27 protein-coding genes are annotated in these 25,651 nt (G+C 45.6%); 11 read left to right on the plus strand and 16 right to left on the minus strand.

The annotated features are described in order from the left end of the window. Positions 1–10: 10 nt before the first annotated feature. From flgD to flgB, 3 genes are read right to left on the minus strand one after another with little or no spacing between them, the layout of a single operon-like run. A complete protein-coding gene (flgD, locus tag OQJ86_RS17890; RefSeq protein WP_265988843.1) occupies positions 11–697 on the minus strand; it encodes a flagellar hook assembly protein FlgD in 687 nt (228 codons plus the stop codon). Continuing rightward, a complete protein-coding gene (gene flgC / locus OQJ86_RS17895) occupies positions 697–1,131 on the minus strand; it encodes a flagellar basal body rod protein FlgC (protein WP_005432431.1) in 435 nt (144 codons plus the stop codon). The genes flgD and flgC overlap by 1 nt, the downstream gene beginning before the upstream one ends. 2 nt (positions 1,132–1,133) lie before the next feature. Next, the gene (gene flgB, locus OQJ86_RS17900; protein ID WP_005432433.1) at positions 1,134–1,496 is read right to left on the minus strand and encodes a flagellar basal body rod protein FlgB; all 363 of its coding nucleotides are present in this window, start codon (positions 1,494–1,496) and stop codon (positions 1,134–1,136) included. Between the two features lie 78 nt (positions 1,497–1,574). Here flgB and flgA point away from each other — a divergent pair, with 78 nt between their 5' ends. The 4 genes from flgA to OQJ86_RS17920 all read left to right on the plus strand — a co-directional run bounded on the left by flgA (position 1,575) and on the right by OQJ86_RS17920 (position 3,976). Further along, the gene (gene flgA, locus OQJ86_RS17905) at positions 1,575–2,372 is read left to right on the plus strand and encodes a flagellar basal body P-ring formation chaperone FlgA (protein WP_265988846.1); all 798 of its coding nucleotides are present in this window, start codon (positions 1,575–1,577) and stop codon (positions 2,370–2,372) included. A 138-nt stretch (positions 2,373–2,510) separates the two neighbouring features. After that, positions 2,511–2,792, plus strand: a complete 282-nt coding sequence (gene flgM / locus OQJ86_RS17910; RefSeq protein ID WP_042599991.1) for a flagellar biosynthesis anti-sigma factor FlgM — start codon at positions 2,511–2,513, stop codon at positions 2,790–2,792. Between the two features lie 22 nt (positions 2,793–2,814). Then, positions 2,815–3,252: a flagellar export chaperone FlgN gene (gene flgN, locus OQJ86_RS17915; RefSeq protein ID WP_009705036.1), complete on the plus strand. Its 438-nt coding sequence runs from the start codon at positions 2,815–2,817 to the stop codon at positions 3,250–3,252. A gap of 46 nt (positions 3,253–3,298) precedes the next feature. Then, a complete protein-coding gene (locus OQJ86_RS17920; RefSeq protein ID WP_105068078.1) occupies positions 3,299–3,976 on the plus strand; it encodes a lytic transglycosylase domain-containing protein in 678 nt (225 codons plus the stop codon). Between the two features lie 404 nt (positions 3,977–4,380). Here OQJ86_RS17920 and OQJ86_RS17925 read toward each other — a convergent pair whose 3' ends face one another. Further along, positions 4,381–4,899 carry an NUDIX hydrolase gene (locus OQJ86_RS17925; protein ID WP_102388651.1) on the minus strand — a complete coding sequence of 173 codons (519 nt, stop codon included), beginning with the start codon at positions 4,897–4,899 and terminating at the stop codon, positions 4,381–4,383. A 228-nt stretch (positions 4,900–5,127) separates the two neighbouring features. Between OQJ86_RS17925 and OQJ86_RS17930 the strand changes: the two genes are divergently transcribed. Beyond that, positions 5,128–5,388, plus strand: coding sequence for a DUF333 domain-containing protein (locus OQJ86_RS17930; protein ID WP_038876511.1), 261 nt, complete (start codon positions 5,128–5,130; stop codon positions 5,386–5,388). A 261-nt stretch (positions 5,389–5,649) separates the two neighbouring features. Beyond that, positions 5,650–6,309, plus strand: a complete 660-nt coding sequence (locus tag OQJ86_RS17935) for a hypothetical protein (protein ID WP_038868264.1) — start codon at positions 5,650–5,652, stop codon at positions 6,307–6,309. Between the two features lie 15 nt (positions 6,310–6,324). Here OQJ86_RS17935 and OQJ86_RS17940 read toward each other — a convergent pair whose 3' ends face one another. Further along, positions 6,325–7,161, minus strand: a complete 837-nt coding sequence (locus OQJ86_RS17940; protein WP_265988852.1) for a YdcF family protein — start codon at positions 7,159–7,161, stop codon at positions 6,325–6,327. Positions 7,162–7,305: 144 nt separating this feature from the next. Here OQJ86_RS17940 and OQJ86_RS17945 point away from each other — a divergent pair, with 144 nt between their 5' ends. Both OQJ86_RS17945 and OQJ86_RS17950 read left to right on the plus strand, forming a co-directional pair. Continuing rightward, complete coding sequence (locus tag OQJ86_RS17945; protein ID WP_265988854.1) at positions 7,306–8,676, plus strand: L-serine ammonia-lyase; 1,371 nt, start codon at positions 7,306–7,308, stop codon at positions 8,674–8,676. 373 nt (positions 8,677–9,049) lie between these two features. Continuing rightward, positions 9,050–10,525 carry a peptide MFS transporter gene (locus OQJ86_RS17950; RefSeq protein ID WP_038876517.1) on the plus strand — a complete coding sequence of 492 codons (1,476 nt, stop codon included), beginning with the start codon at positions 9,050–9,052 and terminating at the stop codon, positions 10,523–10,525. A gap of 81 nt (positions 10,526–10,606) precedes the next feature. Here the strand turns inward: OQJ86_RS17950 and OQJ86_RS17955 are convergent, their stop codons facing one another. After that, the gene (locus tag OQJ86_RS17955) at positions 10,607–11,878 is read right to left on the minus strand and encodes an Nramp family divalent metal transporter (RefSeq protein ID WP_265988857.1); all 1,272 of its coding nucleotides are present in this window, start codon (positions 11,876–11,878) and stop codon (positions 10,607–10,609) included. Between the two features lie 224 nt (positions 11,879–12,102). Further along, a complete protein-coding gene (locus OQJ86_RS17960; RefSeq protein WP_265988859.1) occupies positions 12,103–12,342 on the minus strand; it encodes a hypothetical protein in 240 nt (79 codons plus the stop codon). Between the two features lie 209 nt (positions 12,343–12,551). Between OQJ86_RS17960 and OQJ86_RS17965 the strand changes: the two genes are divergently transcribed. After that, positions 12,552–13,442 (plus strand): LysR family transcriptional regulator, encoded by an 891-nt coding sequence (locus OQJ86_RS17965; RefSeq protein ID WP_265988861.1) that lies wholly within the window; start codon positions 12,552–12,554, stop codon positions 13,440–13,442. Here the strand turns inward: OQJ86_RS17965 and OQJ86_RS17970 are convergent. The 6 genes from OQJ86_RS17970 to OQJ86_RS17995 all read right to left on the minus strand — a co-directional run bounded on the left by OQJ86_RS17970 (position 13,439) and on the right by OQJ86_RS17995 (position 20,166). After that, complete coding sequence (locus OQJ86_RS17970) at positions 13,439–14,224, minus strand: phosphotransferase enzyme family protein (protein WP_265988863.1); 786 nt, start codon at positions 14,222–14,224, stop codon at positions 13,439–13,441. The two genes, OQJ86_RS17965 and OQJ86_RS17970, sit on opposite strands and share 4 nt — an antisense overlap. A gap of 119 nt (positions 14,225–14,343) precedes the next feature. Beyond that, positions 14,344–15,213, minus strand: a complete 870-nt coding sequence (locus OQJ86_RS17975; protein WP_038868249.1) for a LysR substrate-binding domain-containing protein — start codon at positions 15,211–15,213, stop codon at positions 14,344–14,346. Positions 15,214–15,332: 119 nt separating this feature from the next. Beyond that, a complete protein-coding gene (locus OQJ86_RS17980; protein WP_038868247.1) occupies positions 15,333–16,298 on the minus strand; it encodes an outer membrane beta-barrel protein in 966 nt (321 codons plus the stop codon). A gap of 612 nt (positions 16,299–16,910) precedes the next feature. Further along, positions 16,911–18,035, minus strand: a complete 1,125-nt coding sequence (locus tag OQJ86_RS17985) for a M14-type cytosolic carboxypeptidase (protein WP_265988866.1) — start codon at positions 18,033–18,035, stop codon at positions 16,911–16,913. A 113-nt stretch (positions 18,036–18,148) separates the two neighbouring features. Further along, the gene (locus tag OQJ86_RS17990; protein WP_265988868.1) at positions 18,149–19,549 is read right to left on the minus strand and encodes an FAD-dependent oxidoreductase; all 1,401 of its coding nucleotides are present in this window, start codon (positions 19,547–19,549) and stop codon (positions 18,149–18,151) included. A 257-nt stretch (positions 19,550–19,806) separates the two neighbouring features. Next, complete coding sequence (locus OQJ86_RS17995; protein ID WP_038868241.1) at positions 19,807–20,166, minus strand: DUF3316 domain-containing protein; 360 nt, start codon at positions 20,164–20,166, stop codon at positions 19,807–19,809. Between the two features lie 483 nt (positions 20,167–20,649). Between OQJ86_RS17995 and OQJ86_RS18000 the strand changes: the two genes are divergently transcribed. Then, on the plus strand, positions 20,650–21,555 hold the full coding sequence (locus tag OQJ86_RS18000; protein WP_265988871.1) for a VirK/YbjX family protein: 906 nt from the start codon (positions 20,650–20,652) through the stop codon (positions 21,553–21,555). 60 nt (positions 21,556–21,615) lie between these two features. Then, positions 21,616–22,167 (plus strand): outer membrane beta-barrel protein, encoded by a 552-nt coding sequence (locus OQJ86_RS18005; RefSeq protein ID WP_265988873.1) that lies wholly within the window; start codon positions 21,616–21,618, stop codon positions 22,165–22,167. A 67-nt stretch (positions 22,168–22,234) separates the two neighbouring features. Here OQJ86_RS18005 and OQJ86_RS18010 read toward each other — a convergent pair whose 3' ends face one another. The 3 genes from OQJ86_RS18010 to OQJ86_RS18020 form a co-directional block, all read right to left on the minus strand. Next, the gene (locus OQJ86_RS18010; RefSeq protein ID WP_265988875.1) at positions 22,235–23,140 is read right to left on the minus strand and encodes an EamA family transporter; all 906 of its coding nucleotides are present in this window, start codon (positions 23,138–23,140) and stop codon (positions 22,235–22,237) included. A 66-nt stretch (positions 23,141–23,206) separates the two neighbouring features. Then, complete coding sequence (phnR, locus tag OQJ86_RS18015; protein WP_265988877.1) at positions 23,207–23,911, minus strand: phosphonate utilization transcriptional regulator PhnR; 705 nt, start codon at positions 23,909–23,911, stop codon at positions 23,207–23,209. Positions 23,912–23,920: 9 nt separating this feature from the next. Next, positions 23,921–25,645: a putative 2-aminoethylphosphonate ABC transporter permease subunit gene (locus OQJ86_RS18020; protein ID WP_265988879.1), complete on the minus strand. Its 1,725-nt coding sequence runs from the start codon at positions 25,643–25,645 to the stop codon at positions 23,921–23,923. Positions 25,646–25,651 lie beyond the last annotated feature (6 nt).

A 25,651-nucleotide genomic window follows, 5' to 3' on the forward strand; every position in this document is an offset into this window, starting at 1 on the left:
CCTTATTTGGTTAAGCACCAAACTGAGTGATTTGATAGAAAGGAACGTTGCCAACGCCTTGAACATTGACCAGTGCTGCGCCACCTGAGCTAGGAATTCGTACCTGCTCAACCGTGCCCGCCAGCAATACATTTGGGCTCTTTTGCCCTTCTTGAACTTCCACCGCAACGGTGTATTTACCCGGTTTCAAACCAAGCTCTTCGGGATTGATCGAGAACTCAACGTCACCTGCACCGTGCGCACCTAAAGGTACTTTGGTCGATTGGCCGAATTCATCTTTGACGACTAACGTCACTTGGTTCGAACCGTGTTCTAGCTCGACCTTGCCACTTTGCACGCCTTCACCGAGTTCAAATTCATTCGAAGAGACGTACACGGTTTGACCAACCAAGCCCGCCGTTGAAAGCACCTGCATGTTGTCGAGCAATACCATGCTGTTTTGCATCAGCATCGACATGTTTTCAGTACTTTGAACTTGCGAAAATTGCGCTAGCTGGCTGACATACTCAGTACCATCAAGCGGGTTAAGTGGATCTTGGTTTTGAATTTGCGCCACCATGAGCGAGATAAACTCGTTTTGCAGTGACGTTGCGCTGTTCATATCCGATAGGTTCGCAGAAATGCCGCCGGTATCACCACTAGCGGTAGTTGCGACTGGTGCGTCAGAAGAGAGCGCAGTGTATTGTGCAAGACTCATTAATTACCCTGCCCTAATCGAAGCAGACCTTGCTGCATGCTTTTCACATTCGTCAGCACTTCCACATTGGTTTCAAAGCTGCGCGTTGCGGACATCATGTCGGCCATCTCTGACACCACATCAATGTCTGGGTAGTACACGTAGCCCTCGTCGTTCGCTAACGGGTTGTTAGGTTCGAAGCGTTTTTCTGCCTGACCTGCGTTTTGCACCACATCTACAATGCGCACTTCCGCATTCGGATAAACACCGTTTTCCGTCGCCATCTGCGTTTTTTGATACACAGTCGCGAACACAGGTTTGAGTGCTTTGTAGGCATCATCCGGATTGGCAGACACCGCGTCGGCGTTGGCAAGGTTACTGGCTACCGTGTTCAGGCGAACGGTTTGCGCCGTCATCGCCGAGCCAGTGATCGAATAGATATCAGTAAATGACATGTTTAACGTCCCTCAATCACTTTCGCCAAGCCACTGAATTTCATGTTGAGAAACGTCAGGCTGGTTTGAAAGTCCATGTTGTTTTGCGTGAACTTGGCTTGTTCAACGCCCAGTTCCACAGTGTTGCCGTCTTTGCTGTTTTGGTAAGGCACCGAATATTGCGCCTCAACCTGAAACTTCGGCACCGGTTTATTCACACTGCCCGCTGACATTTGGTTCATCACGGTGGTGAAACTCAGGTCCTTTGCCAAGTACCCAGGGGTATCAACATTTGCTAGGTTACTGGCGAGGACTTTGGTACGCTGAACGCGAAAATTGAGTGCCTCTGGATGTACACCTAACGCATTTTCGAATGTGATCGCCATGCATCTTTCCTTAAAGTCGGCTCGAATACGCCAAGATCAAAACAAGATGCATGCCATAAAATTTAGTTATATATATCAATGAATTATAAACAAGGAAGGAAGCCTCGCTTCCGGTTTACGGAAACCATTCAAACCAAGGGGAAAGGTCGATTTTCCTCAATCATGCTGCTTTGCGGTTTGGCTATGAGTGCAAGCTCAGTCAGTGCTTTAGAGAATGAGAAAAACCTAACCGCAGACGAGTTAAAAGCCATTGTCGGCGAGCAGTTTGAGCAAGAAGTGGCGCAAATAGCACACTCACGCCAATGGGGAAACTACCAACTCGATTATCAAATATGGGTGCCAGGTTCTGCCAATCATCTACCGGTTTGTGACGTACCTTTGGCAATCACAGGACGTGATAACCGCCCGTTGCCTGTTGGCAATTTAAAACGTGCTGTCAGTTGTGAAGCGGTGAGCTCTCCATGGCGCATCAATGTCACAATCAAATCGGCGGTGACGCTTCCTGTGCTTGTTGCCACCAGCACAATTGACCGCAACGAAACCCTCTCAGCCTCAAACTTAAAATCAGAAACACGCACGATTTCACGCCAAGACGATTTCTACACGAAAACAAACCAAGCCATTGGCCTTGAAACCACCCGCCGCATTCGAGCAGGTCAAATCATTGACCCAACCAACCTAAGTTCGCCGCCGCTGATCGAGAAAGGCAACGAAGTGATCATCATCGCCAGCAAAGATGGATTTAGTGCCAGCACCAAAGGGGTCGCTTTAGAACAAGGTAAAAAAGGTCAGCAGATTGAGGTAGAAAACATCAGTTCTGGCAAGGTGATACGCGCTGTCGTAACGGGGCTCAATCAGGTGCATACCCAATTTTGATTTTGGACTCAGGTTATCATTTTTCGATTTAGGCACTCGTCAGCGCAGGTGAACTTCGAGTACAAAAAATAAATATTTAATGTTCATCACACCCTAGTCGCCTATTTGATTTAGAACATGATGATTGAGGACAACAGCATGAAAATCGACAAAGTCGCGGGCGGTCATGTCCCACAAACTAAATTCCAGCAGGCGAGTAAAAAGCCAATCGACACCATCGCACAGAGCAAAATTAACGAGCCAGCATTCCAAGCGAACACTGCTGCGATCGATCGCGCTCAAGCAGAAATGAAGTCCCTGCCAGACATAGACATGGCAAAGGTTGAGCAAATTCGTAATGCATTAGCACGTGGTGAACTGAGTCTAGATACCAAAGCATTATCCAAAGCAGTAATGCAATTTCACACCGGTCACGAGTAACGCAGCGCATTAGGAGTCATGCATGGCAACGGCGGCATCACAGCATATTCAGCAGTTTGTTCGTTCTATTTCCGAAGACATCAAACTCTACCAGCAATTGTTGGGGCTGATTCAGCAGCAAAAAGCACTGTATTTGAAGTTCGATGGTGAGGCACTAAGCGAGAACATTCAAAAACAAATGCCGATTTTGAATCAGCTTGGTCGTTCTGCAAGTGAAAGAAGCCAGTTAATGCGTAAGCTCGGATTGCCTTGTAATGAGACCAGTGTGAATCGTATTTTCAATGCCTTGCCAGCCAAGATTGGTACGCAAGCGAGAAAACAATGGACGCTGTTGGAATCCTTGGTGAAACAATGCCAACAGGACAATCAGAGCAATGGCCAAAGCTCTGCAGCGTTCCAAGAGTTAGTCAGTCAACTCAAACAACCTGTGCAACACACTTATGAAGAGCGTTCGTTCTAAACAACGATTCTCGCCTTGCCTGCAGAGTCTACCGCCATCCCGGTCGATTGCTGTGGGCTTTTTTGTTTTGTGCGTGATGTGCTTGTCTCCAATGACGATGGCCAAGCCGCATGAAGTCACTATCAATCAACAATATCAAGTGCTCGCGCCATATCAAACGCAAATTACCCAACGTCTCGATTCCGTTAGCCCGCTTCTCGAACATATTTTCAAACAGCTTAAGCAAAAGTCTTTGCCCGCCAACTTGGTGTTAGTGCCCATGCTGGAATCATCCTACAACCCGAAAGCAGTCTCACACGCCAATGCCGCCGGTTTATGGCAACTGATTCCTGCTACAGCGACGCGCTTTGGCTTGCAAGTGAGCGATAAGCAAGACGAGCGCTTTGATACCAAAGCCAGCACTCAAGCCGCCATAAGATATTTAGAATTTCTGTATAACAAGTTTGATCAAGATATTGCGCTCACTCTGGCCGCTTACAACGCAGGTGAAGGTCGCGTTGCACGTGCCATCAAAAAAGCAGGCAGCCAAGATTTCACGGCACTTACTTTGCCCAAAGAGACTCAGCAATACGTCAATCGCTTTTACGCGTTGGAACGTTTGGTGAACATACAGCAATTGCGCACCGATTCTTTCCAACCATTACTTTTGTTTGCAAACCATCCCACCATCTACGCCGAACCGCTTATAGACCTTAGTCGATTGCCCCCACTCGTGGAATTGTGAACACTCTCACTAAATTTCACCAATGTCAGAAGCACGTAAAATTACAAGATCCTGTTCTGCCAATTTGCAAACTCGTGATCTCGATGCAAACGCGTGCATAAAAGTTACGGTAATGTATCTCAAAGATAAGAAAGAGCAGTGGTTTGCTGATAATTTACCAACTTGCACTTGTGTATTGGCTAGATATCCATCACATTACGTGTGCAAATAAAGTGAAAACCAATAGTTAGACCTATTAATTATTTACACAACAAATATAAAGCCGCTATTGTTTTCACAGATTGATACAAAAAACAGAATATCGAGATGACGCTTCGCTTGCGCGTCTGGAATAAGTCCGGGTTCCGGGGGGGAGCTCGGACTTTTTTTATTGCTTGGAAGTTACAATTTTGATCTGAGGAGGGTTACAACAACTCTTTTGCGATAAGTTGTAGCAAGAAGGTTTCGCGTTCAATGCTCATGCCTTTCTTCGGACTTTCTGCCATCGTCTTTTCATTGTGCGCGATCGCGTCGTGAACATTCATCCAAACTGGGCGCATGCCGTTCTTCACTTCGTAATCTTCATAAGCCGTTTCACCTAGCTCACGGTCAATTTTGCACGTGTAGCAGTAGGACGTCATGTGCATCACATCGGCATCGTCTTTGTACCAAGGACGAAATTCTTCGAAGATACCGTAAGGCTTGATGTTGTGAATGTTCTTCGCACCCGTTTCTTCTTCTAGTTCACGAACCAGACCAGCAATCACATCTTCACCCTCGTCGATACCACCACCAGGCAAGGTGTAGTCATGGTAACGCTCTGTGTAAAGAAGCAGGACATCTTCACCATCTAATACAATGGCGCGCGCCGCATTGCGTTGGAAGATGATTTTGTCATCCAGATGTTCGATGTCTGGGTGCGTGGTGGTTTTCAAATGTCTCATCGCAGAATCCGCTGTGAATGTTTTGCGCGCATACTACCGAAATTCATGCGCATTCCCAAGTTTCAATTTGAGCACGTCTGAAACAAATATAGGCGAACAGTGAGCAAATTCTAAAATTGCACAGAATTCCCTTACAAGCGTCGTGCTTTTAACAAACATAAGACAATATTTTTCTGAAACTCTCCTATAATCAACACACTACTCGTTAATCCCATGCGGAGATCAAGAATGAAAAAGACAACTTTAGTAACGGCAGTGGCAGCAGCGATGGTGTTGGCAGGTTGTTCAACTTATGAAGGTGCGACTCGCTCAAATGAATACACATCAGCAGCAAACCCAGCAGCGGTATACTGCGTACAGCAAGGCGGCGAGCTAGATACAGTAACGGAAAATGGTGAACGCGTAACTTACTGCCAACTGTCTGAAAACGAGCGCTTTGAGCAGTGGGAATACTACCGCAACAACCACAAAGAAGATGGCGAGTCGTAAACAACATTAACATTTACGCAATCTAAGATTACAATTTTATCAACAAAGGAGCGTTAAGCTCCTTTTTGTTTACCGTAAATTTCCCTACATTCTGATACTTAGCCCTTTATCCACCAGCCTTACCGCATAGCGATACGATATCGAACGGCGTTTTATTCTGACATTTCCCTGACATTACTTTCCAAGTGGTCAATAAAATCCCTTGCACACATCACGAAATTTCACGTTTTTTCCACATTTTTATCGGAGCGGGTGGTCAGGATGAAAACAAATACTGTTAAGCAAGCCGAATCGGCACAAACCAATGTGATTACAGAAGAATCAAAACGCATCATCTATAAGTCGATGCTAAGTGCACTCACCATTGTTGCCATCAGTATTTTAGTCAACCTAAGTATCCGAGTGGACTACGTTTTATTAGGTTCTTCATTGGGCGAAACCTCTATTACTGAAACACTGCAATTGATCATGCTGGCGGTTGCATCTTGGTCTTTCTTCCGCATGTCTAAACAAGAGACTCATGTCTCACATGCCGCGATACTTATTTCAGGCTTTTTTGCGGTATTGATGATCCGTGAAATGGATTACTGGTTTGACATGATCCACCACGGTTCTTGGGTCTTTCCTGCCCTTGCGTTAGCGGCACTGGCTTGTGCGAAAGCTTACCAAGGTGGTAAAGGCACCGTGAACGAAATGGCAACCATTCTACAATCACCTTACATGAAGCTACTTATCGGCTCAGTGATCTTGTTGTTGGTGTTCTCTCGCCTGTACGGCATGGGTAGCTTCTGGCAACACGTAATGGGCGAGCACTACGTACGCGATGTGAAAAACATCTCAGAAGAAGGTATGGAGCTGTTGTGTTATAGCCTAATCGCGCTAAGTGCCGTACGCACACGTCGCGAACTTAAGCGTCAGTAAGTTGAAGTGGCTTAACTAGCTATTAGCTTCGGGGTCAAGTTGCAGGTTCAACGTCGTTAATATCGGATGAAACACTGCTAACGCTTGCTCTGCTGCAACCACTGAATCATCAAAGGCCGTCATTTCGATGGCCTTTTTCATCTCTGCAATTTGCCCTCGCACTTCAGGCTCTAAATCGAGCGCTTGAAGCTTTTCTATCGCACTAAGGCCAATGTCTAAAGGCTTTGCTCGTACCTCAGCGAGATCACGTTCAAAGGCGCCACGCTTAACTCCCTCTAGATACACGCGGTAAGTCGTGAGTTCATCAAACAACAAAAATGCTTCCGCTAAAACGCCTGTATTAGGGTAAGGCACACTCACATGGTGTGAGAGGTCGAGTGAAATGTTGAGCTTTACGCCCATTTCTGCACAGCGCGACTTCAATACGCGTAATAAACCCTGTTCATCCATTAAGGTTTGAATCTCGATGATGCGCTCTAGATGGTAGTCATTGGAGAGTAAAGTGACGTCAATGGTTTGCCCTGCCTCGCAAAGGCCACTTCTCAATAACTCCGCAGCGGCATTTTGCATGTTCTGCACCGTATTGAGTGAACGATTCTCGATGATGACCTGCTGCTCAGGAAAATCGATTTCCCTAGCCTTAGCTAACTGGTAAAAGTAGCGGTACATCGCATCCGCTTCTGAGACGGTTTGTCCTTGGGTCACACCGCCACAAAAAACCAAGGCAGTCGTCTCAAAGCAAAATTCGTTTAAAACATTCAACAGCGCTTCCACGCGTGAGCGACCTTCAGCACTTAACTGATCGTGCACCAACCGCTTACCTAAAATGATCACTACCTTGTTTAACTTCATTACCCAGATCTCAATTACTCATACTTTCGCGAACAATTTGTATACAAAAATCTGCTTTGCCAATACCCTCACAGGTATTAACATCTAATTAACAATGTCATTTTAGAGACCTGAATAAAGGTCCGTAGAGAAAGGAAGTCAATTATGCTGTCGATTTTCGATATTTTTAAGGTCGGTGTCGGTCCATCTAGCTCCCACACCAATGGCCCAATGCTCGCAGGTTACCATTTCACTCAATTACTTAGCGACTCTATGGCGAAAGTGCACAAGGTGCAAGTTGACCTTTACGGTTCTTTATCGCTGACTGGCAAAGGCCACCATACAGACCGCGCTACCGTCCTTGGTTTAATGGGCAATAAACCCGATACCATTAAAATGACCAGTGCAAAAGCGGCGCTACAACATACCATTGAACATGGCACACTCTCGGTTGCAGGTGTTCATGAGATCGTGTTTAGCTATGATCACGATATTGTCTTCCACAGTGATAACCTTCCTCTTCATGAAAATGGCATGACCATCACGGCTTATGATGCTGCTGGTGATCAGGTGGCGTTTGAAACTTACTACTCTATCGGTGGTGGCTTTATTGCAACCGCAGCCGAGTTGGAAAATGGCAGTTCCGAAGCGGAAGTACAGGTATCTTACCCATTCAAATCCGCCGATGAAATGTTAGAAAAAGCCGAGCAAAACGGATTCAGCTTAGGTGGAATGATTCTGCAAAACGAACGCGCCTTCCGTGAACAGGAAGAGATCGATCAAAAAGCTGAGCAGATCTGGAAAGTGATGTCGCTGTGCATGCAACGAGGCTTTGATACCGAAGGCATTCTCGAAGGCGGGTTGAACGTAACTCGCCGAGCGCCAAACCTACTCAAAAAACTCGAAGCCAATGCGGCAGTCGAGAACGATCCAATGGAGATCATGGATTGGATTAACCTGTTTGCTTTCGCAGTGAGTGAAGAGAATGCTGCAGGTGGTCAGGTAGTGACGTCGCCAACCAATGGTGCTGCCGGTGTTATTCCTGCCGTGCTTATGTACTACCATCGCTTCATTAAAGAGCTCGATAACAAGCAACTGAAAGACTTCTTAGCCGTGGCGGGGGCAATTGGCATCTTGTACAAAACCAACGCTTCCATCTCAGGAGCAGAGGTCGGATGCCAAGGCGAAGTCGGCGTATCTTCTTCGATGGCGGCCGCAGGCTTAACCGCACTGCGTGGAGGCAGCAATGAGCAAATCTGTATTGCCGCAGAAATCGCCATGGAGCATTCGCTTGGCATGACTTGTGACCCAATTGGTGGTCTGGTTCAGGTGCCGTGTATCGAGCGAAACGCGATGGGCGCGATGAAAGCCATTAACGCATCACGCATGGCACTGAAACGCACCAGCAAATGCCTTATTTCATTAGATAAAGTTATCGAAACCATGTACCAAACGGGCAAAGACATGAATAAGAAATATCGTGAGACATCACTTGGTGGACTCGCGGTGATTCATATGGCCCCACCATGCGAATAGCATACTTTATATCAGTTATTGCTAATTAATATTTTTCATTGTTGGCGGACAAAATTCCGCCAACGCCTGTTTTCTTATCAAAAACCACCTTATTTACTCAAACTCTCCCGTCTGTTTATTATTTCAACGACTTTTCAAAACCTTAAAAACCATATGAGAACAATCATCTTATAAATTGTTACTTTTTGGTCATTTATTCACATAATTTCTAGTTGATCTAGAACAACACATTAGTGAGGCAAACGTTTCGCATTAGAAATTTTAGTGCATTAAATTCAGTTTATGCGACAATTGTTTCAATATGTAACATAGCGTTTAAGTAACATTTAACAGAAATAATAACTACCTTTCTCGCAATAGTGAGTATTTAATTATGTGGAATAAACTAAATAAATCTATGATGTTCTGCCAAATGATGTTTGGCTTATCATTTTACGGCGTGTTAGTCAGTCTGACGCGTTTCTTCTTAGAGGATCTGAATTACAACGAAGCTGATACCATGATGATCGTGGGTGCCTTTTCGGCGATTGGCCCTCTATTTGCGATTGCTGGCGGCTTTATCGCTGACAAATTTTTAGGTGCTTACCGCTCTCTATCGATTGCCTTCTTAGCATTCGCATCTGGCTACGTACTGCTTGTTCTTGGTGCTTCGGCAACCAACGTACCGCTTTCAATGTGTGGTATCGCGCTAGCAAGTTACGGCCGTGGTTTAATGTCTCCTTCTTACCCTAGCTTGTACAAACGTACCTTTAAGTCACAAGAAGACTTCGAGAAAGGCTACCCAATTAACTACTCAGTGAACAACGTGGGCGCTTTCCTAGGCCAATACTTGTTCCCTATGATTGTGCTTATCATCGGCTTTAATGGTGGTTTCACTATTTCAGCAGTGATGGCTGGTGCAGCATTGGTGATGCTACTTGTGTTCCGCAAAGGCTTGGTTGGCGTTGCTTCTGATCTGGATCGTCAAAGCGTAAGCATGAAGAACTGGATTTTCTTCGCCATTATCTCAGCGGCGATGATTGCACTGGTATTCTTCATGTTCTCTAACATGGATATCGGTCAAAACATCGTTTACGCCATCGGCGGTGCAGCGATTCTTTACTTTGTTTCTTTGATGTTGAAAGCAAGCAAAGCAGAATCATTGAAGATGGGTACTATCCTTATCGTTACCTTCCTAACCACGTGTTTCTTCGTTTACTACGGTCAAATGATGACTTCAATGAACATGGTAGCGATCAACACTCTGAAAGGTTCTCTATTTGGCTTCATCCCACTAGAGCCTGAAGCAGCAATGGCAATGAACCCACTATGGTGTATGGTTGGTGGCCCTATCGTTGCTGGCTTCTTTGGCATGCTAGAAAAACGTGATATTCACCTATCAACCGCGACTAAGATTGCATTGGCATTCGTGCTAACCGCTATCGCATTCGGCATCCTAACGTTCGCGGTAACGACTGTTGGCGAAGACGTTATCATCATGCCTGAAATCTTCCTAGCGATTCACTTCTTCCAAGCAATTGCGGAAGTTATCGTAGGTTCAATGGTAGTTGCGTTCATTCTATCTGTGGCACCTAAGCACATCGAAAACTTCTCAGTAAGCTTGTTCTCTGTAGCAATCGCACTAAGTGGTATCGTTGGTGCTGCGTTCTCTACGTCTATCGCACTAGAGAAAGGCCAAGAGATCACCCAAGAGATCGTACAACACGTTTACGGCGAATACTTCCAACTGCTGACTATCCTAGCGGTTGTGATGGTTGCGATTGCCTTGGGCGCGTCATTCATCATTCGTAAGATGCTTGAAGCAGCAAAACAAAGTGAAGCTGAATTGGAAGTGGTTGAGCAAAACTAATTCTCTCTCAGCAGCAAACGAAAAACGGAAGCCAAGCGGCTTCCGTTTTTTTATCGACAAAGAAGAAGGATAGAGAAATCATTAAGCGGTTAAAGTAACCATCAGATAACCGTTGAGTGCCAGTACTAAAGTAACAATAACCATACCGACATAAGAGACCCATTTGTTATTTTTGAACTCACCCATCAAGCGTTCGCTGTTGGTAAAGATAAGCAATGGGATAATCGCCAACGCAATACCAAAGCTCAACACCACTTGGCTCATCACCAAGATATCGGTGGTGTTCATGCCTAAACCAATCACCACAAACGAAGGTGCCATAGTAATAAAGCGTCGTACCCACATTGGAATAGAGAAGCGGACAAAGCCTTGCATCACCACCTGACCTGCCATTGTGCCAACAACGGTAGAAGACAAGCCTGAAGCAATCAACGAAACACCAAACAACACAGATGCGGCTTTACCTACCAATGGCGTTAGCGTCATGTACGCTGTTTCAATTTCCGCCACATGTTGGTTGCCTGAGTAATGGAACACGGCAGCAGCCATCGCCACAATTGCGATATTCACAAAGCCTGCAATTACCATCGCAATCAACACATCAAAGCGAGTGGTGCGAAGGCGAGTTTTTGTGCTTTCGCCATAACTGTTTTGGAACAATGCAGAATGAAGATAGATCACGTGAGGCATCACAGTCGCGCCTAGAATACCCGCAGCAAGGTAGATTTGATGCGAATCAGTAAAGATTGGAGTCAGCAAACCTTTCACCATTTCACCGCCTGCAGGGTGCGCAAAAAACAGTTCAGCAATGTAGATAACCGCCACCAACATCAAAAGTGAACCGATCACGACTTCTAGCGGTTTTTGACCTTTCTGGTTAAGCATCAAAATCATCACGGTTGCTACCGCAGTGATCATCGCTCCTTCCATTAAGCTAATTCCAAACACCAACTGAAAGCCGACTGCTGCACCGATAAACTCGGCAAGGTCTGTCGCTATCGCGATGATTTCAGCTTGGATCCAGTAGAAGCCTACCGCCCATTTATTTGGTAAGTGGTCACGTAGATGCTCCGCTAGATTTTTGCCTGTAACGATACCTAGCTTGGCGGATAAATACTGAATCAACATCGCCATTAGGTTTGCCCATAGCACTACCCAAAGTAGCTGGTAACCAAATGAAGATCCTGATTCAATATTTGTCGCAAAGTTGCCTGGGTCGATGTAACCAATCGCGGCAATAAACGCCGGGCCTAACATTAGCATTTTGCGTTTGATTTTGTTGAATGCCGAAACTTTTGATGTTGTGGCGGCATCTAAATGTATGGATGCATTATTTATCGATACATTACTCATGACGATATTCCTCTCTAGTCGATGAGAAGAATCATACGCCCACCCAAATGAGAATCAATATCATTTGGGTACACAAAAACGGTAATTAAGATTTCAACAATTAATTTTTAATTATCGATAAACAAAAACTATCAAAAATTTCTGTTGAATTTGGCTTGCCATCGACCAAAAACAACAATGCCGCGTTAGACGCGGCATTGAAAGCGGAGGATGGTTTCGATTACTTAGTCGCGACGGCCGCGTAATTGAATCGGTTGGTTGGAAGCGTCTGTTTGAATCATCACACCACCGTAAGTAGCGTCATTACGACCTTTAAGAGTCAGGTTAGAATCCGCACGCTCCACATTAACTTGGTTTGTTTGGCTAGTAGCCATATCAATGGTACCCGTGTATGAGCCATCGCCAGCGAATGCTACATTCATTGAACAAGTCATTAAGCCTACTAATGCGATTAGTTTTTTCATACGTCACCTCGATTATTTGTGGTACATCGTTTCGATGAAGAAACTGTAGCAACAGTTCCAAAGTAGCACGAGGAAAACCCGAATTTACCAAATGGAAATCCTCGGTCAAAAAATGCTTTTCTGCCATAAACTTAGAATTGACCATCCCCTGTCTTTTTTTATGACAGGCGGAGTTATGATGCCGTGGCAACGTTGGCTGGAGTAAAAGAATGACAATGAATCTGAATATGCAAAACGTTTTGGTATTAAAGCGCATGTATGAGCTGCGTAATGTTCGTTTAGTGGCAGAATCAATGGGGAAAACCTCAGGTGCCATCAGTAAGAACTTAACCAAGATGAAAGCGCAACTGGACGATCCTTTGTTCATTCAAACCAAAAATGGCTTTGAGCCGACCTCGTTTGTCGAAGCCAACATGCCTCATTTTGAGCAGATTCTAGCAAGCGTGGATGCCATCAAACCACAAGAGTTTTCACCCACTCACTTTACTGGTGAAGTATCCATTTACGCCAATACCCTGTTCTGGGATCGCTTTGGCGACAAACTGTACATTGAACTTATCAAGCAAGCACCTAACGCGAGATATGCGTTTTTAAGGTGGGGAGCAGATGCCCGTAATCGAATCATCGATGGTGAAAACGCTATTGCAATTCACTACTTTGATGAAGACTTACCTCAGTCAATCGCTCAGAAAGAATTGGGGAAAGGAAAAGCGGTGTTCTTTGTGCGAAACGACCATCCAGCACGAGACTTCCAATCATTAAGTGACTACGCCTTACTACTGTTCAAAACGCCGGGGTGGAATGATCATAAATACCCATTGCTCGATCGTTTAAAGAACATTGGTTTCGATGTCACGCCCAAAGTGGAAGTGGAGCACCCCGCAATGATTCATAGCATAATCATGCAAACCGATCATTTTGGGATCACCATGAGCGGTAATGTTCCAGAACGTTGCCGTAGTATAGATTTACCAAACGGGTTGGAGTTGGGTGTTAGCTTTGTTATGAGTTGCCGTCGCTCTCAGCAGCATGACCCGCAAAATCAATGGCTATTCAATGTCATCCAAACGATCATCGCGAAGCATTCAAAACCCGATTAAAACGGTGCTTCACCTAACACACCGAGTGTGATCGCTTGGTGATGTTTCTTAAGATACTCAATGTCTTGTAAATAAGCCGTATGGTGGCAATCATCCATGTTCGCTTGAAATTGCGCATCGCCAGTAGCAGCAGACGTACGCATAAAGTCTACCAGTGCAGTCAAACGCAGCGTCATCGTATCCACCAGTTCTTCTCGCTCTAACCTTGAACAACCATAGGCGTCACAGAAACGCTTTGCTCGTTTAATCTGCTCTTCAAGCGTGCCCATTTTGTCATTTTCATCGGTCTTAAATGGCGCCCAACCATAGACTGAAAAAGCCACATCCCAAATTCTTGGAGCTGGGTGTGCCGTATCAAAATCAAAAATGCCCACGACAGCGCCATCCTTTAACGCAACGTTATAGGGCATAAAGTCGCCATGGCAGATGACTTCGTGTGGCAAGCGAGTTGGCAGCATCCAGTGGCAAACTTCATCTTGATGTCTGGAAAGGAAGTCTTGAGAAGCATCATGCAGTTGTCGGAGCAGTTTTGCTGCGGAAGTAAGATCCGAGAGCGAAGCAATCTCTCCCTGCAAAGGATAGTTATAGCTTTCTCCATCGACGAAGGTCAGCAACTCTTTTCCACCTTCAATTGACACCGCTTTAGGACAAGCATGAAAACCGTTGGCATGAAGATGATGAAGTAATTGATGAATGGTTATGGTCCAAAGACTTGCAGGTCGACTGACCAAGTCTCCTTTACGATAAATAGCCCCTTCTCGGCCACCTTGTAACGTTTCCATGACCCCTCCTTGAAAAGTCGAGCAAACCGCTCATGAGTAACGACGACTTGAAACGTATTCGCTTTATACCATTATACCCAAGTAACCTCGAGCGGCTTAGGTCAATGAGTTAACCCATATCATAAACTGTTCAATAACCATTTGGTAAACGCGTCAACATGTGGTTTTTCTCCGTGTTTGACCATCATATAATGCGCACCACGGCTCGGCATGGACCACTCTCCTATGCGAACCAAGCTTCCTTGTCGCAGATGTTCGTCAACCAAGAAGTCTCTCACCAATAATACCCCTAACTGATTCACCGCCGCTTCAATCGATAATAAAGAGTGCTCGAATTCTGCGACCATTGGAGCCAGTCTCCCTTGATAACCATGATAAGCAAACCAAGATTGCCATGTTTCCTGATACCCACCCGTCGCCAGCTTGGCAGTATGTGCCAATTCAGACAAATTCGACATCGGGTTGAGATGTAAGAAGCCAGGACTGGCTACCACAATCCAGTTTTCATCCGTCAACTTTACAGCTTGTTTTGATTGCCAGTTCCCATACCCGTTGATAATTTCGACATCAGCAATATCGCTGCTACTCGGTACAGCATTGGCCGTCGTCGAAATCTTAAACCGAATGTCAGGGTACTGACGATGAAAATCGGCTAGGCGAGGTATCAACCACTGGACACAAAAACTGTGTGCAACATGTAAGGTTAATTGAGTGTGCCTTTGACGTGAGAACAAGTGCAGAGTCGCCACAGAAAGACTTTGAAATACATGACTAACGACAGGCAAATAATCGTGTGCGGCTTGTGTCAAAAGTAGCTTAGCTCCATTGCGCTCAAACAAGGTCGCATCGAGATAAACTTCCAAGGATTTCACTTGCTGACTGACGGCAGCACGTGTGACATTGAGTTCTTCTGCCGCTTTGGTAAAGCTTTGCAAGCGTGCTGTGGCTTCGAACGCTTTAAGGGAATTTAAAGGTGGTAAGTTTTGCATGTCAGGCTCCACGCGAACAAGTAAGAAAATACTATGACGGGGCTGTGACAGATAAATGAAAGGATACAAAAAAGCCAGCGTTAGACGCTGGCTTTCAAAGTAGCTAATTCAATAAAGAATTATTGAGCAGCTTCTTCAGTTTGGTATTGGAACGCAGGAACAACAACTTCTACACGACGGTTCGCTTCACGACCTTGACGAGTTTCATTGCTTTCTACTGGGTTCGCTTCACCCATACCTTTAACAGTCATACGGTCTGCTGCGATACCTTCAGCTTGGAACTGGTCAGCAACTGCTTGTGCACGCTTCTCAGTTAGCTCTTGGTTGTAAGCTTCAGAACCTGTTGTGTCACTGTAACCAGTGATTTCAACTTGAGCTTGTGGGTAAGTGTTCATTAGCTCAACAGTGCCGTTTAGAGAAGATGCATCTTGTACTTCTGCACTTTCTAGGCCGAACTGTAGAGTTGTAGTTTGAGCTGGGTACTCGTTTTCAACGATGCGAGTCGCTGGACGAGTTTCAACTACTTCTTCTTGAACTACTGGCTCAGAACCGAACTTGTAGTTGAAGCCAATACCGAAGAAGTCTGCGTCCATATCGTTGATGATGTCGTCAGACATATCTTGGTAACGTTGGTACTCAGCACGTAGGCTCCAGTTGTAGTTGATTTGGTATTCAGCACCTAGAGAGCCAGTTGGTACGAAATCTTTCTCGTCACCAGCCATCATGTATGCAGCACCTACTTTAGCAAATAGGTTCCAAGAATCTGTTAGTGGTAGGTTGAACTTAGGAGCAAGAGTGATTGCCCATAGGTCGCCATCTACTGTGTTTAGACCAGCTTTGTTGAAGTTAGCTGTGAAGTTACCTAGGTAATCAACGCCGTATTCAGCAGCAACGTATTCGTTGAAGTTGTAACCGATGTGCATGCCAGCTGCGAAGCTATCGTCATCACATGGAGCGTCAAGGTGACAAGCGTCGTTTAGTGCGTTGTAACCTAGTTTACCGCCAACGTAAGTATCAGCAAGAGCAACATTCGACATTACGCCACCAGCTAGAATGGTAGCCACTGCAAGAGCGATTTTTTTCATTATTTTACCTTTAATGCGAAGGCGACCCGACTACTATCCACAACTATACAGCTGCCATCACGCAAGTCAGAACCTACACTGTTTCGAGTGATTAAAAACTATGCCATTGGTCTCAATCAAAACGTCATCAGACATCTGGAATGAGCACTTATCTTCAAGCATTTTTCTCAGAGCTCAGATCCGAAACGAACCTCCGATTGTTTGGCGCATTCCGAATGATTCAGAGCACAACAAAACGGACAAATCGTTCCAAAAACAGAACACCAAAATGCGAATTATCCTAAGCTAGGCGCAATAGTACATAGCAGCTATATTTTATTTTTAGCTACTGTGCCTACAAAGGGCGCTAAAGCATAAGATTGCTAAATGATTGAGATGAGATAACTTTTGTGACATAAATCTCAAAACAGACTTTAACAGAACAACCTTCGCTTTCATAAATTAGATTTCTTATCGTGACGATTAGTTTTTTTTATCGATAGCCACATAAGCACCAGAAACTGAAGGTTTTTTGTTTTTATTGGCGAAAAAATTTACAGTCACCAGACATTGAGGTAGGAAAAAACGCACGAAAAACACAGCCTACAAAAAGCAGGCTGTGAACTAATTGCTTTAAATCTTGTCGGAAACCGCCAACGTTGCCGCCAATACATCTTGGCCAAACAGCACACTACGTTCCGGAGACCAGCCGTAAAGTGGGTCGGGATGGTTATTATTGTCTTTGAATGGCATCTCGATGGTGTAAGACAAGCACTTAAATTGCTCAGCAACCCAGTTAGAACCAACGGTTAGGTTCGCTTTGCCCGGCTCATCTTTATCGTAACCAATCTCGTCTTGGAACTCTGGTGTAATTGTCAGAAGTGCTTGTTTAAACGCACTTTCCAATTCAGCCATGCCTTCGTCATAAGAAGGAATACCTTCAGAGCCCGCCACAAAGTTGTAAGGGATAGCTTCATCACCATGAATATCTAGGAACATATCCACGCCAGTTTCTAGCATGCGCTCACGAACCAAGAACACTTCAGGACTCTTTTTCATTGATGGCGTTTGCCACTCACGGTTTAGGTTTACGCCAACCGCGTTAGTACGTAGGTGACCACGCACACCGCCGTCTGGGTTCATGTTTGGTACAACGTAGAGTACTGCTTTTTCAAGTAGTGCACGCGCAACCGTATCGTTCTCATCGAGCAAACGTTGGATCATGCCTTCCATGAACCATTCTGCCATCGTCTCACCTGGGTGCTGGCGCGCAATCATCCAGATTTTCTTTTTGCCTTCTTCTGGCTCACCAAACGTTAGCAAGCTCATATCATTGCCGTCTAATGTGTGGCCCAGCGTCTCAAGTTGGCAGTGATGCGCGCTTTGTGCCATGTGTAACAGGTCTAGGTGACGGTCGTACGTGTAAGGTGCAAAGTACGCGAAGTAAATTGAGCTGCGCTCAGGGATAACAGTGAAAGTCAGCGTGTCGCCATCGAACTCTGCCGGTACTCGGAACCACTCTTCACGATCGTAAGACGCAACCACGTCGTAACCCTGCCAGCCTTCTGGGTAAGCCGATTTCGCAAGATCGAGAAGTTTGATGGTGTGTGATTGCTCGGCTTCTGTCTCTAGACGGAAGTGGAACCACTGGTAGAATTCCGACATGTTGTCGTTAGGAATTTTGAGTTGGATGTCGTTTTTGTCGTCCGCTTTCACTACGTGAATGCTGCCGCTGTCAAAGTTGCTGAATACTTTCATTTTATTACTCACCTTTTGCATCTGAGCTTGAAAGACTGAGGCTAACACAAAGGGAAGAGGTGCCTCTAACACTTTCACTTCTTCCCTATCCGTTTGCGATCAAAATATTCAGTTTAGTCGAGCTTATCCGCTTTGCCTGCTGGTCCCGCGAGTTTTGCTAGCCACTTATCCCAGATGAATGGCGTCCGCTCGTTATCTTCTGCTTCCTCTTTTCGACGTACCGCGTTGCGTACCATCATTGCTCCCGTCCATCGGAATGGCTCTGGCGGGAAGTGCCCCAACGGCCCTTTGGCTAAACCGCTTTTCGTCCATTCATTCTCGATTCCCAATACCAATGAAGATAAGATCTTTCCGCCCATTCGAGTCTGCGCTACCCCGTTACCCGAATAACCAAAGCCATAAAAGATATTGCTTTGGTTATCTAACTCACCGAAGAATGGAAAGCCAGTAGCAGAGCGGTCTGAACCACCCGTCCATGAATAAGCGAACTCTAATCCTTTCAAACGCGGGAACAGCTTATCGAACGACTTACGCAGTAGCTCTTGATAGCGTGTTGGCTTGTTGAACATCGCGTTGACTTGGTTGTTGAAAGAGAACTGATTGCCGCCTTTCCCCAACATCAAACGGCCATCTGGCGTATCTCGGTAATAGTGGACGAAGATACGTGAATCCAACACGCTAGAACCTGACTGCCAACCAGATTGAGTCAGCGCGTCACCAAGCGGTTTGGTGATCACCATGTCGGAAGAAACCACCACGATACTGCTTTTGAATTGCTTAAACTGCTCCACCATCCAAGCGTTTAATGCCAGCACGACTTGCTTAGCTTGAATACTCCCTTTAGGCGTAGAAACAGTAGCAGGTTTTCCATAATCTAAACGCGTCATCGGCGTGTTCTCATAGATCTCAACACCCAACTCCATTGCGACGCGTCTTAATCCTCTCGCCAACAAAGCAGGCTGAACACTGGCTGCAACCGGAGAGTGAAAGCCTTCTATATTGCGCGGCGATCCTGCATTGGCACGCAATTCCTCAGATTGACAGCGGCGCCAGCTGTTCACATCTAGACGCTTTAACTCGTCTACCACTGGCTGCATTCCCCCCGTCTGAGACTGATTGGTTGCCGTGTAGTAGACGCCTTTTAACGACAATTGCGCATCGATATTGTACTGCTGACAGAATTCGTCAATCTCCAATACCGCTTGCTCCGATTCCTTCACCAACCACGCTGCGTGTTCTTCACCAAATAAACGCTTTAATGTAGGGAACTTAGTCGACCATGTCAGCATGCAACCGCCATTAGCCCCGGAAGCACCGCTACCGCACAAGCCTTTTTCAACCACTATTATGTGTTTCTCCGGCGATTGTTGCTTGATCATGATTGCCGTCCAGAGCCCAGTGTATCCACCACCAACAATGGCGACATCAGCTTGGATATTTTGTTGAAGTGGTTTGGCGGTTTCTGGTTGCTCGGCTTCAAGCGCTTGCTTAAACCAATATGAAGGGTGAGTCATTACGTATCCTTTGTAAGTGTGCGCATACAATGTTGCTTTGTTGCCACTTTACAAACGATCCAAATCATCAACGAGCTAGAAAAACTGACGCTGAGCGTTAGAAAATATTAAACCTAAATTAGTTATTTATTTCATTCACCATAATTATGTATATTTAAATAATAAAAAAGGGGAGCAAAACTCCCCAAACTCAATAAGAATAAATATATGGCAACGATAATATTGAAAACAAAATATTTTGCTAGCGAGTAGATGTATTAACGATTACCTGGCTCACGCATGCGGTATTCATATTTCACATTCAATATTGGTTGATAGGCAATCTGACCGTTATCTTGAAGAAACTCATCAACGGTAACTTTTGCATTAGTAATGGAAAACGACTGACGGTCTACCATATCAAATGCACTCTTAAACTCATCTCGTAGCTCTTTAGAAGACTTGCTTTGGTAGTTTTTAATCATTTCAAAGCCCATGTCGTAGGCAGCTTGCTTACTATCCACAACATTACCTTGGATCGTTTTGCTGTTATTCGTCCATTGGTAACCACCAGCGAATGCCGCGACAGGAGTGGCAGTTAATACGATAAGACTGACTAGAGAGATTAAACGTTTCATAATATGCTCCTTACTTACCTTTTAAAATATCGAGTTCCAAATACTCGATGAATGTAGGTTACGTATAGAGACCTTTAGCTCGTCAAATTAATTTCAAAAAACATTCAATTATTTTTCAAGTTATTTTTAATTAAACGTAAGGCATAAAACTGCCATTTATTATTCATAATAAAAATATCTTAAAAAGCAGTCACTAAATAGCTTTTATTGTCTTATAAAGAAACCTTTATGGCTACTTTGCCACTCAGCCATGACACTCCCTTACCAAGCCATACAATACCTCTTGCCCCTTTTCTCTTAGAATCCTGCACAAACGAACACCGTTCAAAACGATCGTAATGGCACTGCGTCTGACACCAGAACACCACCTTTTGATGCCTCGGCGTCCTCTTTATCTTTTGGTGTTTTTCGACCATGACCAACAAGGCACTGCACAGATAACGAACTTAGGCTCGCCGAAAAGCCAGTCTGGAGTGAAATGACATGAATAAATCTATCCTTCATCACAGCAAAACCATTTACTCAGACGAGTACGCTGAGATCTATCACCCTATTTGGACATACCGCGCTAAGTTTATCGCGCGTGCACTGTTCTATCGCAAGTCATTCAACTATCTGGCGGACAATATTGAGGCGTCACTTCTAGAGATGCTTTGTTCTCGTACGCATCGTTTCTTAGAAAAGCCGTTTCGTCCTTACATCATCAAAAATAGCCCAGCAATCGATCGCTCTGAACTTGTCGTTGATCACTACAATACGGTGTCGAAGCTGCTCTCTTCAGAGCTGATTGAACAAATCTATACCGATGCTAAAGGCCAAACTCTGATGACATTTGAGATTGATGAGATCCTCTATACGGTTCGACTTGTTTATGAAGCTCGCTACCAAAAAGAAGGTGAGATGAGCTTGGTATTACACAGCGAAGAAGACGGAAACTTTTACACTATCTCTTTTACGCTCGGGCACGAGAATGGCGCTCGTTGCATCATGATTGGCGGCTTACAAGGTCCACGCAGTAATGAAACCAGCAGCGCAAAAATCAAAAAGCTAACACGTAAACTTTACGGTCAACGTCCAAAAAGCCTGATGGTGAGTTTACTGAGTATTCTGGCGCAAATCTGGGGGGTAGAAACAATTTTGGCGGTCAAAACCGACTCCCACACTTACGCCGCGCGACGCTACAGCAAAGGACGAATCAAAACCGACTATGACGCACTCTGGCAAGAGTTGGGCGGGATAGAGTTCGACCGGAACTTCTACTCCCTTGCGGTGAATGCCCCAAGACGTGATATCGAAGATATGTCTCGCTCAAAACGCTCGATGTATCGTCGTCGTTATGAATGGCTAGACAACACCAAAGCCACATTCGAACAAGTACTAAAAAGCTAAAAGGCTAAAAAGCTAAAAAGCTAAAAGGCTAAAAAGCCAAAGAACTAAGGAGAAAGTCACATGCGTTATTCACTCGTGACGGCTTTGGTGTTGTCGACTCTTTCTTTGTCAGCGCACGCAACAACCAATAAACACATTGTTGGTACAAATTTAGGTTACGGCGTTGTCAATTACGATGCTCCAACAAGCGAAGAGTCCGGCGATATGTTCCTCGGTGAGGTTTACTACCGATACATGCTAACGCAAAACATTGGTATCGAAGCGGGCTTTAAAGGCGCTTTTGACGGTATCGGCTCGATACTTGTCAGCCCAATTTCTGAGGTCACGGATACCAGCTTTTCTGGGCCTAGGCTAAGTGGCTATGCGAGCTATCCACTTGGGGCAGGGTTTGAGTTGTACGGCAAAGCTGGCGTCACCGCCTACACACTGGAGTACACCTATAAAGTAAACGGGCAGAGTCGAAATATCGAAGAGTCGAGCATCGGCGGAGAAGCCGCGGCTGGTATTGGCTGGAGTTACAAACACCTTGGTTTAAATGCGGAATACGCGTATTCCAAAAACCGCGATTTTGATTCTGGCGGCGTGATGTTTAGCGCTCAAGTTCGCTTCTAACACCACCCAAATAAACAAAAAGGCAGCGATTGCCTGAGTCGCTGCCTTTTTCTTTCTTCAATATAGGTCAATGCGTAAGTGCGAGAATGATCCCCGCCACGATAGAAGTAACGCCAAGGCCTCGGGTGAGATACCATTTCTCAGACAGAAACCAAATTCCCATAAACAAGCCAAACACGATACTGACCTGACGCAATGCCACGACCAAACTGACGTTGTCTGTCATGGTCATCGCAAACAACACCAAGCCGTAGGTGGAAGCCATCATTACCCCTGCCATGCTGGCGGTTTTGCGGATCTGCCAAGCTGTCTTAATCTCATCTGGCTTGCCCGTAACCAAGCACCACACAAGAGCAGGAATACCAATTGCCCAAAACTGCACGCCCAAGTAGAAGATTGCACTGTACTGATCATTCAAGATCTCTGATGCTTGTCCTGTGAGTAAACTCAGCGCTTCTTTGTCGACCACCGAGTAACCCGTTGTGCCTATTGCGGCAATCAATGCCCAGAACACACCAACGTTCAAATAAGAGCCCAATGTCATCTGACGAAAATTCGTCAGTGGTACCAGCATACAACCAAGGGTTATCAGCAAGAATCCAAGCCACTGCTGACTGGATAACTCATGCCCCAATGCCACACTGATTGCGCCGACCATCATCACAGGCAGCGCCCGAGCAATCGGATAAACCACACCCACATCTGCGTGCTTATAAGCGACAATCAAACCGACCAGATAAACCATTTGTGAAATGCCGCTAATGAACAGCAATCCCCAAAATTCACTCGGTAATGATGCCCAGCCAATGGTTACCAAATACCAAATCAAATAAGGGGTAAGGATGAAACATGCAGAAAAGCTGGCGGCCATGGTAAACGCGAGCCCTGAGCCTGAGTTGCTTTTACCAAGGATATTCCAACCCGCATGGAGAACAGCAGAAAAAACGACGAGACCAATCGCCAACAAATCCATTTCAATGTTCCTGTCTGAATAAAATAAAGGCCCCGAGATGGAGCCTTAGATAATGAGAAAGTCCACTTAACGATTGAGTTCCGCCAGAGATTCAATGCTGATGGCATCGTGTCGCCAATACTCGATATCGCAATCAATTAACTCACCGTGTTGGTTATAGTTGATGCGCTCCACCACCATCGCTGGCGTGCCGGCTGTCGCGCGCAATGCTTGGGCCATTTCCCCCAACAAAGTGCTGGTTGAAATGCGGTAGCGAATCTTTTGATATGTAACGCCATAATGATCGCGATAAATGTCCGTCAATGAATTTGATAAATCGTAGTCCAGCAGGTTCGGAAACAGCTCTGGGCGAATGTAGTTTGTTACGAATAACACAGGTCTGTCTTCAAGGTATCGCACACGGTCGACTCGATACACGTCCGAGAAAGGTTGCAAGTCCAGCAAGCGCGCGGCTTGTTTGTTTGCCAACGTCTCTTTTGCTGCGACCAACTCCGTTTTTGGCACACGATTTTGCGCTTTCGCCATGTTCGGGAAGTTCAGCGTTTGGGTTGGGTCGTAACGCAATGGCTCAGGTGAGATAAACCAACCTCGGCGATCTTCGCGATAGATTCGACCTTCCGCTTCTAGCAATGATAAAGCTTCACGTAGAGTGACGCGTGTAGTATCGAACGACTCCGCCAACTTACGCTCTGCTGGCAGTTTTTGACGCGGCGATAGCATGCCCGCTTCAATCTGTTCAACAATCGAATCTTTAATTTTTACGTATTGCACGAAGTGTCCTTATCTTTTGCGCCAAGCTTGTGTGCGATTCTCTAACAATTTACCCGAAGTCATCTGAACAATCTTCGCAATTGCGGCAGCCATCATGATCATCACAGCCATCGCTGCTGCAGCGCCAGTTTGACCTGCATCGTCCATATTCAGAATCGAGACCGAAGCCGGAATCGTATCGGTTGAGTAAAGGAATACTACCGCAGAAGTGGTGGTCAATGCATTAACAAACAAGTAAGTCGCAATGTCCAAAATCGCAGGTAAACACACAGGTAATGTCACTTTAAAGAACAACTTGTATTGAGGAAGCTTCACTGATGCCGCCGTGGCTTCAACCTCCGATGGCAACTGCTTTAGTGCAGTCAGTGCTGTCATGTGACCCACGGTGTAGTAATGCACTACCGTGTTAATCACCAAGAATGCCATGGTGCCATAAAGCACGTTCAGAGGATTGTTCGCATCGTTGAAGTAAAAGATGTAACCCAAGCCGAGCACCATACCGGGAACCGCCATCGGCACCACGCTGAGCATTTGCATCACCTGACGAATTGGACCAAACGCACGCCCTTTCTCAATGCAGTAAGCACCGACAAAGATGATGGCTGTACCAATAACTGCCGTCCAACCTGCCAGCGTTAGCGAGTTGAAGAATGGACTCCAACCGTAAGTGCTCATTTCAGCAAAGTTGTAATTGTTTAACGTTAGAGCTTTGTTCCAAGGCCAGAACGTAACTAACGAGCCATACACCGCCATACCAAGCACTGCCAACACTGCAATAGAAATGATACTGCAGTAAACCAAACAAATGCTGTCGCGCGCTTTGTTAGGTTCTGGCTGATAAGGCACCGAGCGTGTGTCGAATAAGCTCTTTTGCTTTTTCTGAACCCAGCGGTCTGCGCCAAACGCCATTACCGCAGGGAATAACAACATGATGCTGGTCACTGCACCCATGGCAAAGTTTTGCTGTCCCACAACTTGCTTGAAGATGTCAGTCGCCAGAACGTTATAGCTGCCACCAATCACTTTCGGCACACCAAAGTCCGTGATAACCAGCGTAAAGACGACGATAAGCGTACTGATCAAACCGTATTTCGCCGCAGGTAACGTCACCATAAAGAAGGTTTTGATGGGTGAAGTTTTCAGTGCGCGGGCTGCTTCATACAAGCGGGCATCTGAAGTACGCAGCGAAGTGGTCAAAATCATCAATGCATGAGGGAAGGTCCAGAAAATCAAACCCATCGAGATACCAATCACGCCGTAAATCGAGTTTCCTAACAGCATCTCTTTGGCAATGCCTTGATTACCGAAAAGGAAGATCAAACTGATCGCTGGCAGTAACGAAGGCGCGAGGATCGGCGCGGTACCTAGGATTTGAAACAAACCTTTAAACGGCATGCATGAACGAGTCAGCGCATAGGCATAACCAAACGCAAGCACACCCACTACCGAGGTCACTATCACGCCCAAAGTAAAAGTGTTGCCCACCAACACCCACAAGCTTGAAGAGGAAAAGTATGTCGCAAAGTTTGCCAATCCGACAAATTCGCCATTGGCATTTTGCACACTCTTGGTCAACATTGCCCAAAGCGGCATTAAGATGAACAGCACCATCATGGTCGACAAGCCAGCAAGCAAACCAAACAACACAAGGTTGTCGCGGCTAACACGTCCGAGTAAGGATTTTGCTTTGTCTTGTGTGGTCAGGCTATTCATCGTCATTGTCTTCGCATCCATGTTTAC

It is taken from the genome of Vibrio sp. Sgm 5 (assembly GCF_026241575.1).
In the GTDB taxonomy this organism is placed as follows: Bacteria; Pseudomonadota; Gammaproteobacteria; order Enterobacterales; family Vibrionaceae; genus Vibrio; species Vibrio jasicida.

Excerpts from the sequence above, each read along its gene's own strand:
- flgD (WP_265988843.1), bottom strand. The coding sequence starts at position 697 with ATGAGTCTTGCACAATACACTGCGCTCTCTTCTGACGCACCAGTCGCA.
- flgC (WP_005432431.1), bottom strand. The coding sequence starts at position 1,131 with ATGTCATTTACTGATATCTATTCGATCACTGGCTCGGCGATGACGGCG.
- flgB (WP_005432433.1), bottom strand. The coding sequence starts at position 1,496 with ATGGCGATCACATTCGAAAATGCGTTAGGTGTACATCCAGAGGCACTC.
- flgA (WP_265988846.1), top strand. The coding sequence starts at position 1,575 with ATGAATTATAAACAAGGAAGGAAGCCTCGCTTCCGGTTTACGGAAACC.
- flgM (WP_042599991.1), top strand. The coding sequence starts at position 2,511 with ATGAAAATCGACAAAGTCGCGGGCGGTCATGTCCCACAAACTAAATTC.
- flgN (WP_009705036.1), top strand. The coding sequence starts at position 2,815 with ATGGCAACGGCGGCATCACAGCATATTCAGCAGTTTGTTCGTTCTATT.
- OQJ86_RS17925 (WP_102388651.1), bottom strand. The coding sequence starts at position 4,899 with ATGAGACATTTGAAAACCACCACGCACCCAGACATCGAACATCTGGAT.
- OQJ86_RS17930 (WP_038876511.1), top strand. The coding sequence starts at position 5,128 with ATGAAAAAGACAACTTTAGTAACGGCAGTGGCAGCAGCGATGGTGTTG.
- OQJ86_RS17935 (WP_038868264.1), top strand. The coding sequence starts at position 5,650 with ATGAAAACAAATACTGTTAAGCAAGCCGAATCGGCACAAACCAATGTG.
- OQJ86_RS17940 (WP_265988852.1), bottom strand. The coding sequence starts at position 7,161 with ATGAAGTTAAACAAGGTAGTGATCATTTTAGGTAAGCGGTTGGTGCAC.
- OQJ86_RS17945 (WP_265988854.1), top strand. The coding sequence starts at position 7,306 with ATGCTGTCGATTTTCGATATTTTTAAGGTCGGTGTCGGTCCATCTAGC.
- OQJ86_RS17950 (WP_038876517.1), top strand. The coding sequence starts at position 9,050 with ATGTGGAATAAACTAAATAAATCTATGATGTTCTGCCAAATGATGTTT.
- OQJ86_RS17955 (WP_265988857.1), bottom strand. The coding sequence starts at position 11,878 with ATGAGTAATGTATCGATAAATAATGCATCCATACATTTAGATGCCGCC.
- OQJ86_RS17960 (WP_265988859.1), bottom strand. The coding sequence starts at position 12,342 with ATGAAAAAACTAATCGCATTAGTAGGCTTAATGACTTGTTCAATGAAT.
- OQJ86_RS17965 (WP_265988861.1), top strand. The coding sequence starts at position 12,552 with ATGACAATGAATCTGAATATGCAAAACGTTTTGGTATTAAAGCGCATG.
- OQJ86_RS17970 (WP_265988863.1), bottom strand. The coding sequence starts at position 14,224 with ATGGAAACGTTACAAGGTGGCCGAGAAGGGGCTATTTATCGTAAAGGA.
- OQJ86_RS17975 (WP_038868249.1), bottom strand. The coding sequence starts at position 15,213 with ATGCAAAACTTACCACCTTTAAATTCCCTTAAAGCGTTCGAAGCCACA.
- OQJ86_RS17980 (WP_038868247.1), bottom strand. The coding sequence starts at position 16,298 with ATGAAAAAAATCGCTCTTGCAGTGGCTACCATTCTAGCTGGTGGCGTA.
- OQJ86_RS17985 (WP_265988866.1), bottom strand. The coding sequence starts at position 18,035 with ATGAAAGTATTCAGCAACTTTGACAGCGGCAGCATTCACGTAGTGAAA.
- OQJ86_RS17990 (WP_265988868.1), bottom strand. The coding sequence starts at position 19,549 with ATGACTCACCCTTCATATTGGTTTAAGCAAGCGCTTGAAGCCGAGCAA.
- OQJ86_RS17995 (WP_038868241.1), bottom strand. The coding sequence starts at position 20,166 with ATGAAACGTTTAATCTCTCTAGTCAGTCTTATCGTATTAACTGCCACT.
- OQJ86_RS18000 (WP_265988871.1), top strand. The coding sequence starts at position 20,650 with ATGAATAAATCTATCCTTCATCACAGCAAAACCATTTACTCAGACGAG.
- OQJ86_RS18005 (WP_265988873.1), top strand. The coding sequence starts at position 21,616 with ATGCGTTATTCACTCGTGACGGCTTTGGTGTTGTCGACTCTTTCTTTG.
- OQJ86_RS18010 (WP_265988875.1), bottom strand. The coding sequence starts at position 23,140 with ATGGATTTGTTGGCGATTGGTCTCGTCGTTTTTTCTGCTGTTCTCCAT.
- OQJ86_RS18020 (WP_265988879.1), bottom strand. The coding sequence starts at position 25,645 with ATGGATGCGAAGACAATGACGATGAATAGCCTGACCACACAAGACAAA.